Genomic DNA, 15,181 nt, shown 5'->3' with positions numbered 1-15,181 from the left:
AGCTCACCGAAGGTGAGTGTCTGCTCGCCGGCAATCAGTGCCACGCGCTCGGGATACGCAGTGCCCTGCGCCAGAATCGGGGTCTGCAACAGACGTGGCGGCAACGCACAAGCGGTCGCATTGGCTTGCGCGCGAATACTGGCCTGTGGCAATGGCAAAACAGCGCGTGGCTTGTCGCCCCATTCTCCCGGGTTGGCGGCAAGCCACTCGATGAGATGAATATATGTCGAAAACATGTCGTCAAGCAGCGACGTCGGGAATAGATCCTCGACGGCATCCCAGACCAATAATAAACCACCCTCGTGATCGTAGACCTGGTGATCGAGCCAGACCTGTGGCGTTTGAGAGATCATGTGATGGAGCTCGCCCAACACCGCCTTTGTCGGCGCATCCACAAGTGGCGTGCCCAGGTTACAGGCAAAGACGACCGGCGCGATGACCCCTTCATTGCGATGATGGCGTCCCAGATCACGCTGCACTTCCACGCCGGAGTAGCTGGCGTGAGCCATATCGGCGTGAAGGCGCGCTTGAATCTGTTGTAGGCGGTGCTCGAAGGATAGTGGCTCGGTGAAGTCGCAGGAGAGCAGAAGCAGATTGGTGAAATCAGCAACGACATGCTCGATGCCCGAGTCCTCGGCCTGCCGGTCGAACAGGGGAACATTGATCAGAAAACGTGGCTGGACGCTCCATCGCGACAGCACCTCTGCGTAAGCTGATAGCAGGAGATTTGCCGGGGTCACATAACTTAGGGCTGCTCTTCGCTTCAGCGCAAACCAGGCCTCGGGTGCCAGAACATGCTCGCGACGCCGAAATGTGGGAGGTGTCGTTGTTTGGCCTGCGCCCGCGGTCAATGGCAGCCCTGGGGCGCCTGGCATATCAGGGAGCTGTCTGGACCAGTATTCGCGATCACGGGCGCGATCAAATTGCTTCGCCTGTCGCTCTCGTGCCAGATAGCGGGCAAAGTGCCAATCGCTGGCGGCGGGTAACGCAGCCATCTCGCGGCCACCGGCATACGCCGTGGCCAGATCCCGCAGGATGATATGCAGACTCTGAACATCAGCCACCAACAAGTCGATATCGACGTGCAGGCGTGTGCGCTGCTCATCCATAAGGCTGAGCTCCAGGCCCATGACTTCACCCTGGGAGACATCCAGCCGTCGGTGTGAAAGCCGTGCCCGAATAGCCGCCAACGCCTGATTGAGTTGCGTCGGGTTAAGCCCTCTCAGATCATGCGATACCACGACGGGATCTATGTTCTCGGTACTGATCCGCTGCTCACCATCTTCGGTGAATCGTGCACGCAACATTCCGTGATGTCGGCGTAACACCTTCCACGCCAACACCAGCCTTTCCGCGCTCAACCCCGTGCCATCAAATTCAAGATAGGCATGGCAACCCACACCTCCGAGCGGCTGCCCGCCTTGCCTCCCAATCCAATAGGCGTGTTGAACGTCGGTGAGACCAAACGCCAGAGTGGGGTCAATATCTGGGAGCACTTCATCGGTTGCCACAGGGTCTACGGCATCGTGACCGGGCTGTGCTGGGTCCAGCTGCGCCCACCAGGCAGCCAATGTGGGGCGCTCAATCAAGCTGGCAAAACTGACGTTGGCGCCCTGCTTACGCCAACGGCTCGCGAGTCGCATGACCGCCAGGGAGTCCAGCCCCAATGCGATGAGATTGTCATCGCCGGCGACCCTGTCTGGCAGGGTCGTCACCTCACGGACGGCTGTCAGCAGTTCATCTTGACCAGTCAGCGATATACCATCGGTGCAGGAAAAACGGCTCATTGGATGTCCCCGTCAACGATAAGAGCGGGATGCGGTTTGGCATGCGTACCGGCGACATCAGCGATCAGGCAGTGCGCCAGCGAGCTGAGTTTTTCTCGCGTTTCTTCCAGCTCGCGTTCGGGCGTGGATTGAGCCACGATGCCTGCACCGGCCTGCAGCCAGGTTTTACCCTTTCGCTGGAACAGAGAGCGCAGGACCAGAGCAGCATCTAGCGACCCGTCACAATCGGCCATCAGCACACAGCCACTGTAGGGGCCACGGGGTTGTTGCTCGTAGCGGCGGATGGCCTGCAGCGCTTCGCGCTTAGGGATACCGGAAGCCGTAACAGCCGGAAACAGCGCCTCAAAAGCATGCCAAGCCGTCCGGCCCTCAGACAGGCTTCCTTTCACCCGCGAGGCCAGGTGCTGTACGGACCCTCGTTCCCGGACATGCATGAACTCGGAGACGTGCACCGTTTCGGGTAGGCAATGCGGCCTGAGTTCGTCGACCGCCAACCTGACCGAGACAGCATGCTCGGCGATCTCCTTGACGTCAGTTTCCAGTTCATGCCGCAGCCGCTTGCGCTCGTCACTGCTGGAGCCCATGGACCGGGTACCCGCCAACGGTTGCGTGTTGACGCCACCGTTGGCATCGACCTCGACGACGGTCTCCGGGCTAAAACCCAACATATTCAACCCCGAGCAACGCACCAAGAATGAGCGAGCCGGTGTGTTCTGCCGCCGACCATGAAGATAGGTCGCAAACAGGTCAACAGGCTCGGGCACCGGCACCTGACGAGAGAGAATGACCTTTTCATAGCGCCCAGCACGGATATCACTCACCGCTTCCGCCACCTGAAGTCGATACGCCTCAGCATCATGGTTAGCGATCAAGCCCGCCATACCGATCAAATGATTTTCCGAAGGCCGGAAGATATCCCCCCCCGCCTGGTCCAATGTCGCAGTTTGTGCCGCCAACGCGGTCAGCAGGTGCTCGTCCGTCGTTCGCAATGTGGCTTCACCGGCTCTTAGCCGAATTTCCAGGCGTGGAACAAACAGCTCAAGCAACACATTCCCACTACTCCCTGGTACACCATGAAAGCTATCCGCGAGTTCGAATGACGCCGAGCCATAAGCCCGCCAGCCTGCGGTCTCTATTTCGCCCAGCGCCACGGCAATTAACCGGCAGATGTCACGACCTTCCCAGAAACGTTCAGCATCACCCTCCTGAAGCGAAACCCGATCAGATGTGACCTTGAGCGTCGCCAATCGGCCAGTGGCAACCAGCCACTCGCCCTCGCGCTCGTAGATGACATGGTCCTCATCCGCAGATGCCCTAGCAAACGCCACCGCCAGCGCCATAGGGTCGCTATTGATGGATTGTACGCACTCGATAAAGCCAGAGGATGACGAGGATGGTTCCATGACTCGCTCTGCCAGCTTCTGCTTATCGATCTTGCCCAGCGGCGTCAGTGGCCAGTGACGTGTAAAAACGACCTGATCAGGGCATTTGTATGCCGGCAACCCATGAGTCATCAGAAAGGTACGAAGTTCACTGACGCAAAGCGCGTGATTCGAGCCAATCAGGAATGCACAGCTACGCTCACCCAAGCGGCTATCCGCCACCCCGACGAGTGCTGCACTCTCTATTTCGGGATGACGACATAGAGCCTCCTCGACTTCTTCAGTCGCAATCTTCTCTCCAGCGCGATTGACCTGCTGCTTGATACGCCCCTCGACCTGCAGATTGCCGCCGACCGACCAGCGGGCCAGGTCTCCACTGCAATAAAAGCCGTCGGGTGTGAACGACTGCACATTGTGTGCGGCGGCCCGGAAATATTCCCTGATGGTGTAAGGGCCACGCGTCAGCAGTTCTCCCACTTCGCCCTCAGCGACATCCTCGCCCTGTTCGTTGACCAGCCGCACTTCGTCGCGGGGCGAAAGCGGTCGGCCCTGGGTATTCAGAATTTCGTCCAACGGGTCATCAAGTCGGGTATAGCAGAGCAGGCCCTCGGCCATACCGAAGACCTGCTGTAGTGAACAACCCAGAGCGGGCGTTATCTTTGCGGCGAGGTTGGCATCACAACGCGCCCCGCCCACCTGAAGGAATCGCAGTGATGAGAGATCCGTATCGTCCCACTCTCTTGCTTCTATCCATAGCTGGACGAGCGGTGGCACCAGCGACGTAAACGTCACTCGCTCACGAGCAATCAGTTCAAAGCACTCATCCGGACTAGGGGTCTGCGCCAGAACAACACGCCCGCCAACGCTCAGGGTTCCTATAATGCCGGGACAAGCCAGGGGGAAATTATGGGCAATCGGCAAGGCCGCCAGATAGACACTGCTGGCATCGAGATCGCAGAGATGTGCGGAAGCGGTGGCATTATACAGATAATCAGCGTGAGTCCGAGGGATCAGCTTGGGTGTGCCAGTGGTGCCACCCGATAACAGCAGTAGGGCCACGTCTTGTGAAGATGGCGTGTCACTGATCGTCGCGGCCGCCGCATGCCCCAGCTGCCTAACCTCATCAAGCTCATTCCCGCTATCGGATACTCCATCGATGATGACATGACGAATACTGCCACTGGTCTCTGCCACCTTGGCAGCGAGCTCTGCATGATCAAAACCAAGAAAGCTGTCTTTAGTGATGAATGCCACTGGCTCCGCCAACTGACATAACGCTTCGATATCCTTCTCGCGCTGCGCGGGCATCGCAAGGATCGGCAGCGCCCCCGTACGAAACAGGGCAAAGCAAGTTTCGATGAAGGCCAAACCATTGGGCAACTGCACCAGCACACGATCACCACTCACAATGCCCAATGCCTGAAAGGCCCGCGCCAACTGCTCGACTCGCGCATCCAGCTCAATATAGGAGAGATGCTGCTCCCCTTCGACGAGTGCAGTCGCGTGGCCGTAAAGACTAACCCAATGCTTGAGAGACTCACCCAGAGATGACTGTTGCCAATGCGCCAGGCGCTCGTATTCTGCCCAAACCGGCTCGGTGTGAGGAACCCTATGTGCCATTACGACGGCTCTCCTGTATATGTCATTTTCCGGCCTGACAGGCGCATCCATCACATGCAGTTAGCATCCTGTACATCAGGCCTTTCATCGGCAAATGATAAGCATTCTCACGGATAGCAACACCCTGGATCGTTCGCTAAATACCCTCAACGGTATTTTTTGACACAAAGACGGAAAGTAACGCGGCCAACGCACGCGCGGTGAGAAAGGCGCCTGCGCGGCCTACCTGTGGATAGTCATGGCGTTGACCTATATCGGCTGGTTGCGCGGTATCGAAGTGATAACGCTAAGTGATGCAAACAGCACAGCCGAAGGCGTGAGGACCAACCGCCGCAAAGGCCGTCGGAATAATGTCGTGCGCGGGTACCCACGCACCCAGAAAGCCGCCCAATAATCGTCGCAGCCGACGGTAGCGAGCTGCGAAAATCCAGCCTAGACACCGCTTGGCAACGTTTGATTAAACTGGCAATTGAAGAGGGAGTGATTACAGAAGAAGAACGCTTCGGCCTCCATGACCTAAAGCGACGCGGCATTACCGACACAAAAGGCAATCGCCACGAGAAACAGGAAGCCAACGGCCACCGATCTGCTAGCATGATGGATACTTACGACCTAAGCGTGCCGCCAGTTCATCCAGGCGATCATAAATGGCCATTGAGCCAGCAACGGCGGACTGGAAGTCTCCCAGTTCTTCAAAGGAAAGGTCAAAACCGTAATAATCGGAAATGGCTGCCAACGTATCAATGCCGGGTCGCTTCACACTCATAGTCAACTACTCCTATACACGGACGATTGCCTGAAAAGGCATTTAGCGAGGGAAGTACAAGCTATCGCTCCAACAATTTTGGATAGTGGTGTGGCAGGCGCATCACCACTAAGTCCTTTCGGCGCACAGCGCTGTTTGGGTAAGCCGAATCCAGGTTGCTCGTGTCGATAGCAAGCTGCACGCAGCCAGTGGCGCTGGTTAACAATGCTTCTTGGCGAGGAAAATGAAACGTATCCGGGCCGAATATACCGCTTAGCCCCGGTAATCCAGCGTCGGGCATATGCACGTTGGCGAAAGCGAAATAGCAGTTGTTCTCGCCACCGCGCACCCGATAATGGTGCCAATGGTAATCGTCTGGGCCGGTGGGAATAGGTGCTGGCTGACGAATCTCAGTACCGGGATGGGCGCAGTGAAATGGCCCTGGCAGGGCAGCAGGACAAGCGATGACATCGCACCCCCGCAGCGCCAGAATGCGCCCCGCTTCGGGAAAATCAGCATCATGGCCAATCAATAATCCTAGCCGTCCTAGCGGCAGATCGAAGCTTACCCAGCGATCGCCAGGCGTCGCCCATTTACGGTCTGCCTCGCTTAAGTGGATTTTACGATAAACCGCCATAACGCCCTGCGCCCCTACCAGAGCGGCAGCATTATAGAGATGTTCCTCCGACTGTTCCGCGAAACCTACCACATAGTTCTGTTGACGCTCCTCAGCGAGTCGACGCAGTGTGTCGAAAACACTGTGACGCTGTGAGATGGGATTGATACCGCCAGTGTCTAACCCGGTAAGCGCCAGCTCAGGAAAAACAATCAGCTCGGCACCCTCTTCTTGGGCAATCAAATCAGTACATTTGGAAAGGTTATCGTCGAGATTATTCGATGGGGAAAATTGAGCAACGGCGATGGTGCTTGCTTTTCCATTGGGCAGTGGCTGATGGCCATAAAGCCTGAAAAAGTCTAGCGGGTTCCAAGCGTGTGTTTGATGAAGTAGCTCATGATAAAGGTCTGGGCGACGCTCACTGGTCAACGGCCCCGTTACTCGTTCAGTATCAATTTCACCAAGCACGATGCCATCACCGTCATCGCGGCTAGCCTGGATATGTCCATCTGGATCAATCACGCAGCTACCGCCACTGAATTGAACGCCGCGCTCCACCCCCCAGCGATTGCTCTCAATAAGATAGCAGCCGTTTTCTTTGGCACGACTAATCCAATAGGGTGCTGGCGCTCTCTCAGCCAGCCAATTACTCAGATGGCAAATGACCTCGGCCCCCTGCAGCGCGACCAACCGTGCAGTTTCAAGAAAATGAATGTCCATGCAGATGAGCAGCGCGATACGGCCCAGTGACGTCTCGAACACTTGATGGCCAGTGTCGCCTGAAACCGCCCACTTTGGCTCGGCGATATAAGGATGGCTTTTACGATGTTTTCCTAAATAGCCCTCAGGGCCAACTAAAACAGCCGTGTTGTAGTAAAGCCCATTGCCAGCATCAACTTCTGGCAGCCCGATAACGATATAGCAGTCAAGCTTCGCCGCCAGAGCGGCGAAGCTTTGGGTTGAGGGTCCAGGCACTTGTTCGACGTAGGGTGCAACCTCCTCTCTGTCATACCAGCAATAGCCGGTAAGCCCCATCTCCGGCGTTATGATTAGCCGCGCACCAGACGCAGCCGCCTCTTCCACTAACCGCTTTAGAGCATCAATATTTCGCTCTTTTGCAAACATTTCAGGCTCAAACTGCAATGTGGCGGCAAGGTATTTCATATTGTCCTCCCCGCTCGCTAGCGTGCTTGCCCAACGATGGACTTGAGGATGGAAGCGCCTAAGGTATATTTTGGATCCACCATATTACCCAGCCGCACTCGTCCTGCCTGGGTAAGAAGCATGTAAGCCTCTATTTCATCGAAATCAAACTCTGCCGCTAGCCAGCGTACCAGCTCTCTGTAGGCAATCCGGGTGGCATCTTCCATGGGACGCGCTGAACCAATGGTCATATAGAACTGTTCATTTTCCAGACGCGGCCATTTGAACGTCCAATCTTTAATCAAGTCGACCTGAACGGTGGTCACGGTAGGATGCTCGATAGCCACGCCACACAACTCACCATCACCCTGCGCCGCATGGCAGTCACCTAGATAAAGATAGGCACCTTTGGTATGTACCGGCAGATAGATCACCGCACCTGGTGCTACATCAGGTAAGTCCATATTGCCGCCGTAATAATCGGGCACCAGCGAGCTAATCGATTCAATCTCCGGTGACACCCCAATGGTGCCAATAAAAGGCTGATAAGGAAGGGTTATTTTATCGCTCCACTTCACGCCGGTTTCCGCGTCAACCTCCACCTTTTTTACCCGCTCCGGTAGTGGCGCGTTGAGTAGCGCGGTATCACCGGTCGCCACTAGTCCACCAAATTCGGTAATCAGCGCTGTCGTACCGCAGGGCTGCGGGCCGCGGGGTTTCATATCGCGGATATAAACCGCCAAGCAATCGCCCTTCTCCGCCCCCTCTACGTAGATCGGTCCGTTCTGCGGATTCAGATAAGGTAGATTAAGCAGTTCGCTGGGCTTGTCGCTTTCCGAGCGCAACTTTCCTTCGAAAGCATCATGGGTTTCAGCACTGACGATATCGCCCGGCTGGATATGCAGCACAGGCTTGGGGTTAGGCCCAAGCGTATAGTGATACTGACCTTGAGCCGCCTCAGTTAGCTGGTGTGTAGTACCCGGTTTACCTTTGGCGACGGCGCGACGCGCCATGATGGATTGATCAAACCAACTCATTGTTCTACTCCTTTTTAGGTGTTTTTCAGTCATCGCTCCAGCAACTGCAGACCGGAGTTTGAGTCATGGTTAAATAGTGCTGATGGGTACCCATCCTGCTTATACAGCCAGAATTCGACGCATGGCGTCACGATCACGGAGTTGCTCCTTCGCAAGCTCATGGGTAATTTTCCCCTTATCCATGACGTAGCAGCGTTGCGCCATGGTCATGATCATGTCCAGGTTCTGCTCTACGAGGAGAATGGTTACGCCCAGTTCGCGATTGAGCTTGAGAATGTTGCGTGAAATGTCCTTTACGATGTTTGGCTGAATACCTTCCGAGGGTTCGTCGAGTAGCATAAGCTTCGGCTTGCCCACCATGGCACGGCCGATCGCAAGCTGTTGCTGCTGTCCGCCGCTGAAGGTGCCCGCTCGTTGATTAGCCCGGTCTTTCAAGATGGGGAAAAACTCATAAACCCGCTCATAGTCAACACCCTCGCCAGCCTGTTGGAGCATTTCGCCGACCTTGAGATTTTCCCAGACGGTCATGCGTGAGAAGACCTCACGCCCTTGCGGGATATAACCAATGCCCAAACGCGCACGTTCGTGAGATTCGAGCGAGCTAATATCCTTACCATCAAAACGGATAATGCCTTGTCGATTCTTGATAAGACCAATCAGCGTTTTCATTAATGTCGTCTTGCCGACACCATTTCGGCCGATGACGGCTACCACCTCTCCGCAACCAACATTCAAGCTGACCTCTTGCAGTACTGAGGTGGTACCGTAGCCAGAAATGACACCTTCCACGCTCAACAGATTTGTACTATTCGTCGTCATCGGCTGTCCCCAGATAAATACGTGCAACCTCTTCGTTAGCCTCAATCTCGTTGATCGTGCCTTCCGCAAAGATTTCACCGAAGTTCAGTACAGTGACCTTGTGGGCAATCTGGCGCACAAATTCCATGTCGTGCTCAACCGCTAAAATCGACATACCTTTGCGATTGAGCTCCTGGATCATCTCGCCCGTGCGCGCCGTTTCTTCTGGTGTCATGCCAGCTGTCGGTTCATCAAGAAGTAGTAATCGCGGCTCCGTGCTCACCGCCATACCGATCTCAAGCCACTGCTGTTCCCCGTGTGAGAGTTCTCCAGCAAGTTCTCCTGCTTTATCGGTAAGCCTTACAAAGGCGAGTGCTTTATCGATAGCCGCTGTCATGGAATCACCATGCAGGTGGTTTTGAACTGCTATTTGCATGTTTTGCCAAACGGAGAGTTCGGAGAAGATACCCGGCACCTGGAACTTGACGGCAATTCCCTGCTTCACGCGCTCGAAGGAACGAAGCTTGGTAATTTTTTGACCTGAAAAGTAGATATCACCTGAGCTTGGTTGATGCTCACCGAGTACAAGCTTGAAAAACGTGCTCTTTCCAGCGCCATTCGGACCTATCAGGCATCGGATCTCACCATGCTCCATTGAGAAGTTCACATCCTGAGCAACTTTGACGCCGTCGAAATGTTTATATAATTTCTCAGTTCGCAATATGGTCACGACATGCCCTCCTTACGCTTACGCAAGCGACCAAAGAACTTGACCAGCCCCGGGATCAACCCTTCCGGCAAAAAGACCACCACGACGACCAGCAGCAACCCCATAATTACAAAGGCGTAGTAGCTACCGTAAATAGTTAGGTTCTGGAAGATGCCAAGCACTACCAAGGTGCCCACCAGCGTTGCGGTGAGGTCTTTACGCCCGCCCACTGCTACCCAAATAATGGGTAATGCAGCGGCCGCTAAATCCATATTGGATGGGCTGATGTACTGTCCCCAAGCGGTATAGAGCACACCTGATAGACCCGCTAAACCGCTGCCAATAACAAAGACAATTAACTGATAGCGGCGTATGTCGTAGCCAAGCATTTCAGCGCGGTGCGGATTTTCACGAATTGCGACTAGCACATTGCCGAATCTCGAATTGACGAGAACCCGTAAGCCCAGATAACAAACCACCAGCATGGCCAAAAGGAGGTAATAGAGTGGCACGCCCGAATACAGCGCGATATCTCCTCCAGCCCAAGGGATTGTTAACGGCGGCATACCGGTCATGCCATTGTCGCCACCCAATCGGGCATCGCCGATCGCCCACTGGGACCCAGCCGTCTGTGCCATGAAGGTGGCGAAAACCAGCGTGGTCGACAGCGTGACAATACCGAGGAATACGCCGCTAATACGTCCATAAAAAAGAATGTAACCAAGTACAGCCGCCCCCAAACAGGACATGCCAACGCCTAGAAGCACGCCGACGATGGTCAAACCGTAAGCTGCACCAAAGTTGATAGTGACGACACCATACGTGTACCCGGCAAGCCCGAAGAAAGCAGTCTGACCGAAACTGAGCGACCCGGCATATCCCCAGATGAGCGACAACCCAAGTGCCATAAACACCCAGCAAAAGAAGTAGGCCGTATTACCTACACTCCAGGCATCCGCGAAAGCGGGATATACAACTGCCGCCCCAATCGTTAAGACAAAGACAATCCAAAACACTGGGCCACGCCCCAGCGTTTGCGGGCCATTGATAAGACGCAACCAGCCGGTCATTCGACCGTCCGGACGAGACGCTTTCAAATCTTCCCGTTGTAACATACCCATTTATGTACGCCCCTTGAGCAACCAGCCAGACAGGCCTTGTGGGAGAATACGGATGACCACCATGACAGTGATTAACAACCCCACTTGGCCCATAAGCTGCCCTTGCCACCCAGTCAAAAAGGCCTTGATAACCGCGAGCGTGGCTGCCGCTGGCGCCGTGCCCAAGAACACATCAGCCCCACCAACAACCACCGTCACGAAGCTTTCAACCAGGAAGTTGGCACCCAGCGTCGGGACGATGGAGATCGTGGGGGCATAAAGCGCTCCGGCTAAGCCCGCCAGGGCTGCGCCGAGACCAAAGGTGAGGGAGTACATACGCCCGGTGTCGATTCCCGCGGCTTTCGCCATGTGCGGTGCTTGAATTGTTGCCCGTGAGTGGATACCGAATGTCGTATGATGAAACAGCACATACAGCCCAATAAGCAGTAGCACTGCGACCCCAAGCAGCACCATTCGATAGGTAGAGTAGCTGTAGCCGCCCACCGAAAAACTGCCGAGTGGCGTGCTGATACCCGCCATACTGGATCCAAGTACGATCAGCGTGCCCTGGGTAAGGATCAGGCTAATCCCCCATGTGGCAACAATGGAGTCCAACGGACGGTGATAGAGGCGATGAATAATTGTGCGTTCAAGCACAATGCCAAGTATCCCGGCGGCAAGGCTGCCACATAGCATCGCGATAGGCAGCGGGATCCCTAGCCGTGCCGTTGCCACCGTTACATAGGCACCGCACATGATAAATTCGCCGTGAGCTAGGTTGATGATGCCCATCATCCCGAAAATCACCGCTAACCCCATGGCGGATAGCACCAAGAAGGCAAACGCATCCCCAAACTGATAGAACGCAGTAAACGCTAAATGTATATATTCCATATCCAGCTCCTAGGCAGGAAACACCCGCGAGATTTCCCGCTTAATGGAAACTCACAGACCAGGCAGGATGAAGCTCATCACCCTGCCGGTACGATGCGTGATATTTACTCGTTTGGAGGGTTAGAAAGAGTGTACTGAGCGCTTGGGTCGTTCTGGGTCAGGTCGCAGCCGTTGTCACCCAGCCAGTAAGGCTCAATATTTTCCCAAGTTTCGGGGAAGGATATCTCGTGATTCTCATCCACTTGCGCCAGAAAGATATTGTGAGACATGTGCTGGCTCTTAGGATCTAGGCAGACGGTGCCTGAAGGGCCATCGAAACAGACATCTCCCTCCGCAATGACGTCGCGAAGGTCTTCTTTATCGGTTGAGCCGTCAGCACGCTCAACCATCTGCTTATAAAGGTACATCGCGATATACGAGTTAGCCGCTTCCTGGTTCACATAGGGCGTATCGGGGAAGCGCTCATAGAACTTCTCAACGAACTCATTTGCTTCAGGGGTATCGACTTCTTCAATAAAGTTCGTCGTCACGAACATGTTTTCAAGGCTTGGCGGCGCAAAGCGCTTATGCTCGTAGCCCTGCCCAACATTTACCGATGAGGCCATAGGAAGCCCCAGGCCGGTAGATGCTGCCTGCTCGTAATAAGACGCCTGATTGGAACCGACCAGTAGGGTGACGACGAAGTCCGGGGACTCACCCTGGATATTTTGGATGGTTTGCGAGAACTGGGAAACATCCAGAGGGATGAACTCCTCACCCACGATTTCACCACCTTCCTCTTCTACTATCTGTCGTACCCATTCCGCCGAAATCTGACCAAAGTTATAGTCTGCAGCGATCGTATAGACGTTTGGTCCGTACTTTTCTATCATCCAAGGTATCAGCGTCGAGAACTGCTGTTCAGGAACTGCGCCAGTGACGATCATGTTGGCGTCACACACGCCGCCTTCATACTGATTGTTATAAAACGCCAACCCATCAAATTGGTTAACAATCGGTCGATACGCTTCTCGTGATGACGAAGCAAAACCCGCGAAGACGGTATCTACTTGATCACGCTGGAGTACCCGTCGCATCAACTCTTGGTAACGACGATCATCAGACTGAGTATCGTAAATAACAAGTTCCACTTCGCGACCAGCGATACCGCCCGCCTCATTTATTTCTTCAGCCGCTAACTCAATAGCATTCACTTTCGCCTGCGTCACCGCTGCAAAGTTGCCAGACTGATCTTCAAGCACACCGATCTGGATAGGATCATTCGCTGAAGCGCTGGTCACTAACGAGCCCGCTAACAACGTTGATAAGGTTGCCGTTCTCTGAATTGTTGAGTATTTCATTTGTATACCCCTGATGTAGTTTTACTTTTACTTCCTCGCCGTCCGGCAGCAACACAACTCCCTAATCACCTCTCCATAAAATGAGAGACGACCTTTTGCTCTTGAAGCCTGTCTACCTATACCGCTTCGATTAACCTCAATAAACGTGCTACGAATAATGGTTTAACCGGGATTCCCTAAGACGATGAATGGCATCAGCCTCTTCCTTTAGTACCACCACTGCGATCTCACCCGAGACGATCATTGCAGCGAAATCCTCAAGGGACAGGCGTCGACTCATGCTCGCCGAACGCAACAGTGCAAAGGCGTCATTGACCGAAATTCCCATATCTTCAATGAGCTTGATCGCCGCCGTGCATACGACTTGGCGGGCACGAACCTGCTGCTCCAAACGGTGGAGTTTTTGCTCCGTCTCATAGCACTGATTAAATGTTTGGTAAGCAATAATAAGGCTCGCGAGAATGCCGCCCTTACGTAGCGGTTTGGTGAGATAGCCAGACACTTGGCGCTCGATGAACCAATTAACCGAGCTCGGTGCATCTGAACCGATAAGTGCAATCGCCGGCCCCTGCACGCGATCTATCATGTGCGTGATGTCGCTAAACTGGCGTCCCAACTCATCGTCGAAAAACACCAGATCAAACGGCCTACCAGACACAGCCTCATCCTGGTTTTCATGAACAACTGGAGTGACGCCAAGCTCCACAAGGAACTGAGTCAGCACCTCTCGATCTCTTTCAGCGGCACACACAATCAATGCACGATGGCCCCTGAAATTGCGTCGTGTGGTAAGCGTCATCGCACGATCCTCAAGCCAATATTGTTTTGAGCAATGGGCGTTTCCGTGTGAGCAGAGCTTTCACCACATGCTTCAGCCCAAACGAGATAAGGATCCGGGCGAACGGGGGCGTTTGCTTCGGAGATCACCTTAAACGTCGCATCTTCGCGGGAGATTCCTAACCGGACGGTCAAATAACTGTGATTGCTCTCAGGATCGACATAGATCTTTCCCTGAGGTGCTTGGAAGGACGTTCCATGCAGCGCTTTTTTCACCCGGTCGATATCAACGGAATCGGCGCCAGCCAAGGCAAGGGCAAGTAAGTGAACGGTGTTGTAGGACGCCTCTGCATCTGCACTAGGCAAGGCATCATGTCCGTAGCGTTGGCGGTAGCTAGCGACAAACTGCGTGTTAACTTCTGTCTCGATAGTGGAGAAGTAAACGCTGGATGCTAGATGCCCAGCACACGCCTGCGGACCAATTTGAGCAAGTTCGGGTTCGCAAAGCGTGCAGCTGCCTACCACCGTTTTTTGAAGGGCGGCGTTCTCATCGCGCGCCTTGGCCAACGCGCGGTAGAACGCATAGCTAGACTCCCCGATCAGCATGTTCATAATGAAGGCAGGCCGCTTTTCGTGAATCTCTTCGATGATACGCGCCACATCCAGGTCACCGACCTGCAGGTAACGCTCAGCGATCATCTTCCCGCCATGCGCCTTGGTCAGCTCTCTGATAATTCGGCCATTTTCCCAGGCCCAGACATAGTTAGAGCCCACGAAGTAAACATCGCGAGTGATATGCTCAAGCACATGGTCCATCAGCGGCAAAACATGCTGGTTCTGAACGGCGCCTGTATAAATAACGTTATTATTGGTCTCAAAACCTTCGTAGTGAGACGGATACCACAGCAAGCCATCGTATTTTTCAAAAATCGGTATGACTTCTTTGCGGCTTGAAGACGTATAGCAACCAATCACGTGCTTTACGCCCTCATGGCGTAGCAAACTCCGCACGTGATTGCTGTAGGCAGCGGTGTCACCGGCCGGATCGCATTCTATAGGTACAAGTTCAAAGGGGAATCGTGTGCCCTGGTTGACCTCTTCAAGCGCCAGCATCGCCCCATCGCGCATTGACCGGCCAACAGTGGCGTATGGCCCTTGAGTAGAGAAGAGTATGCCAACCGGGATACGACTGTTCATTGACTCACCGTCCTATTTCCAGACATAAAAAAAGGG

The 15,181-nt window shown here is 54.4% G+C and carries 13 protein-coding genes; 1 reads left to right on the top strand and 12 read right to left on the bottom strand.

Annotated features, from left to right (window positions below):
- Both ACTH5D_RS10255 and ACTH5D_RS10250 read right to left on the bottom strand, forming a co-directional pair.
- The coding region (locus ACTH5D_RS10255) for a condensation domain-containing protein (RefSeq protein WP_441670863.1) at window positions 1-1,787 on the bottom strand (1,787 nt) is incomplete at its 3' end.
- The gene (locus ACTH5D_RS10250) at window positions 1,784-4,789 is read right to left on the bottom strand and encodes a salicylate synthase (RefSeq protein WP_441670861.1); all 3,006 of its coding nucleotides are present in this window, start codon (window positions 4,787-4,789) and stop codon (window positions 1,784-1,786) included. The genes ACTH5D_RS10250 and ACTH5D_RS10255, both read right to left, overlap by 4 nt.
- Before the next feature lie 238 nt (window positions 4,790-5,027).
- Here ACTH5D_RS10250 and ACTH5D_RS10245 point away from each other — a divergent pair, with 238 nt between their 5' ends.
- Entirely contained in the window at window positions 5,028-5,183 is a 156-nt protein-coding gene (locus ACTH5D_RS10245; protein WP_441670859.1) for a hypothetical protein, read from the top strand.
- A gap of 195 nt (window positions 5,184-5,378) precedes the next feature.
- Here the strand turns inward: ACTH5D_RS10245 and ACTH5D_RS10240 are convergent, their stop codons facing one another.
- The 10 genes from ACTH5D_RS10240 to ACTH5D_RS10195 form a co-directional block, all read right to left on the bottom strand.
- Window positions 5,379-5,555 carry a hypothetical protein gene (locus ACTH5D_RS10240; protein ID WP_441670857.1) on the bottom strand — a complete coding sequence of 59 codons (177 nt, stop codon included), beginning with the start codon at window positions 5,553-5,555 and terminating at the stop codon, window positions 5,379-5,381.
- Window positions 5,556-5,616: 61 nt separating this feature from the next.
- Window positions 5,617-7,314: a nitrilase-related carbon-nitrogen hydrolase gene (locus tag ACTH5D_RS10235; protein ID WP_441670855.1), complete on the bottom strand. Its 1,698-nt coding sequence runs from the start codon at window positions 7,312-7,314 to the stop codon at window positions 5,617-5,619.
- A 17-nt stretch (window positions 7,315-7,331) separates the two neighbouring features.
- The gene (locus ACTH5D_RS10230; RefSeq protein ID WP_441670853.1) at window positions 7,332-8,330 is read right to left on the bottom strand and encodes an acetamidase/formamidase family protein; all 999 of its coding nucleotides are present in this window, start codon (window positions 8,328-8,330) and stop codon (window positions 7,332-7,334) included.
- A 99-nt stretch (window positions 8,331-8,429) separates the two neighbouring features.
- Window positions 8,430-9,149, bottom strand: a complete 720-nt coding sequence (urtE, locus tag ACTH5D_RS10225) for an urea ABC transporter ATP-binding subunit UrtE (protein WP_441670851.1) — start codon at window positions 9,147-9,149, stop codon at window positions 8,430-8,432.
- Entirely contained in the window at window positions 9,136-9,858 is a 723-nt protein-coding gene (locus ACTH5D_RS10220; RefSeq protein ID WP_096278034.1) for an ABC transporter ATP-binding protein, read from the bottom strand. Before ACTH5D_RS10220 ends, urtE begins: the two co-directional genes overlap by 14 nt.
- Entirely contained in the window at window positions 9,855-10,958 is a 1,104-nt protein-coding gene (locus ACTH5D_RS10215; protein WP_441670849.1) for an ABC transporter permease subunit, read from the bottom strand. Before ACTH5D_RS10215 ends, ACTH5D_RS10220 begins: the two co-directional genes overlap by 4 nt.
- Window positions 10,959-11,831: an ABC transporter permease subunit gene (locus tag ACTH5D_RS10210; protein ID WP_096278033.1), complete on the bottom strand. Its 873-nt coding sequence runs from the start codon at window positions 11,829-11,831 to the stop codon at window positions 10,959-10,961.
- 104 nt (window positions 11,832-11,935) lie between these two features.
- A complete protein-coding gene (locus ACTH5D_RS10205; RefSeq protein WP_096278031.1) occupies window positions 11,936-13,171 on the bottom strand; it encodes an urea ABC transporter substrate-binding protein in 1,236 nt (411 codons plus the stop codon).
- A 148-nt stretch (window positions 13,172-13,319) separates the two neighbouring features.
- The gene (locus ACTH5D_RS10200; protein WP_441670846.1) at window positions 13,320-13,970 is read right to left on the bottom strand and encodes an ANTAR domain-containing response regulator; all 651 of its coding nucleotides are present in this window, start codon (window positions 13,968-13,970) and stop codon (window positions 13,320-13,322) included.
- Window positions 13,967-15,145 carry a transporter substrate-binding domain-containing protein gene (locus tag ACTH5D_RS10195; RefSeq protein WP_441670844.1) on the bottom strand — a complete coding sequence of 393 codons (1,179 nt, stop codon included), beginning with the start codon at window positions 15,143-15,145 and terminating at the stop codon, window positions 13,967-13,969. Before ACTH5D_RS10195 ends, ACTH5D_RS10200 begins: the two co-directional genes overlap by 4 nt.
- Window positions 15,146-15,181: the final 36 nt, after the last annotated feature.

The sequence above is a fragment of the Halomonas sp. genome, from assembly GCF_052095695.1.
GTDB lineage: Bacteria > Pseudomonadota > Gammaproteobacteria > Pseudomonadales > Halomonadaceae > Vreelandella.
Note: the sequence above shows the minus strand (reverse complement) of the source record. Positions and strands in the feature narration are given on the sequence as shown.

What these genes read in the sequence shown, in the direction of transcription:
- ACTH5D_RS10235 (WP_441670855.1), bottom strand. Translation starts at nt 7,314, where the DNA reads ATGAAATACCTTGCCGCCACATTGCAGTTTGAGCCTGAAATGTTTGCA.
- ACTH5D_RS10195 (WP_441670844.1), bottom strand. Translation starts at nt 15,145, where the DNA reads ATGAACAGTCGTATCCCGGTTGGCATACTCTTCTCTACTCAAGGGCCA.
- urtE (WP_441670851.1), bottom strand. Translation starts at nt 9,149, where the DNA reads ATGACGACGAATAGTACAAATCTGTTGAGCGTGGAAGGTGTCATTTCT.
- ACTH5D_RS10245 (WP_441670859.1), top strand. Translation starts at nt 5,028, where the DNA reads ATGGCGTTGACCTATATCGGCTGGTTGCGCGGTATCGAAGTGATAACG.
- ACTH5D_RS10210 (WP_096278033.1), bottom strand. Translation starts at nt 11,831, where the DNA reads ATGGAATATATACATTTAGCGTTTACTGCGTTCTATCAGTTTGGGGAT.
- ACTH5D_RS10205 (WP_096278031.1), bottom strand. Translation starts at nt 13,171, where the DNA reads ATGAAATACTCAACAATTCAGAGAACGGCAACCTTATCAACGTTGTTA.
- ACTH5D_RS10200 (WP_441670846.1), bottom strand. Translation starts at nt 13,970, where the DNA reads ATGACGCTTACCACACGACGCAATTTCAGGGGCCATCGTGCATTGATT.
- ACTH5D_RS10240 (WP_441670857.1), bottom strand. Translation starts at nt 5,555, where the DNA reads ATGAGTGTGAAGCGACCCGGCATTGATACGTTGGCAGCCATTTCCGAT.
- ACTH5D_RS10230 (WP_441670853.1), bottom strand. Translation starts at nt 8,330, where the DNA reads ATGAGTTGGTTTGATCAATCCATCATGGCGCGTCGCGCCGTCGCCAAA.
- ACTH5D_RS10250 (WP_441670861.1), bottom strand. Translation starts at nt 4,789, where the DNA reads ATGGCACATAGGGTTCCTCACACCGAGCCGGTTTGGGCAGAATACGAG.
- ACTH5D_RS10215 (WP_441670849.1), bottom strand. Translation starts at nt 10,958, where the DNA reads ATGGGTATGTTACAACGGGAAGATTTGAAAGCGTCTCGTCCGGACGGT.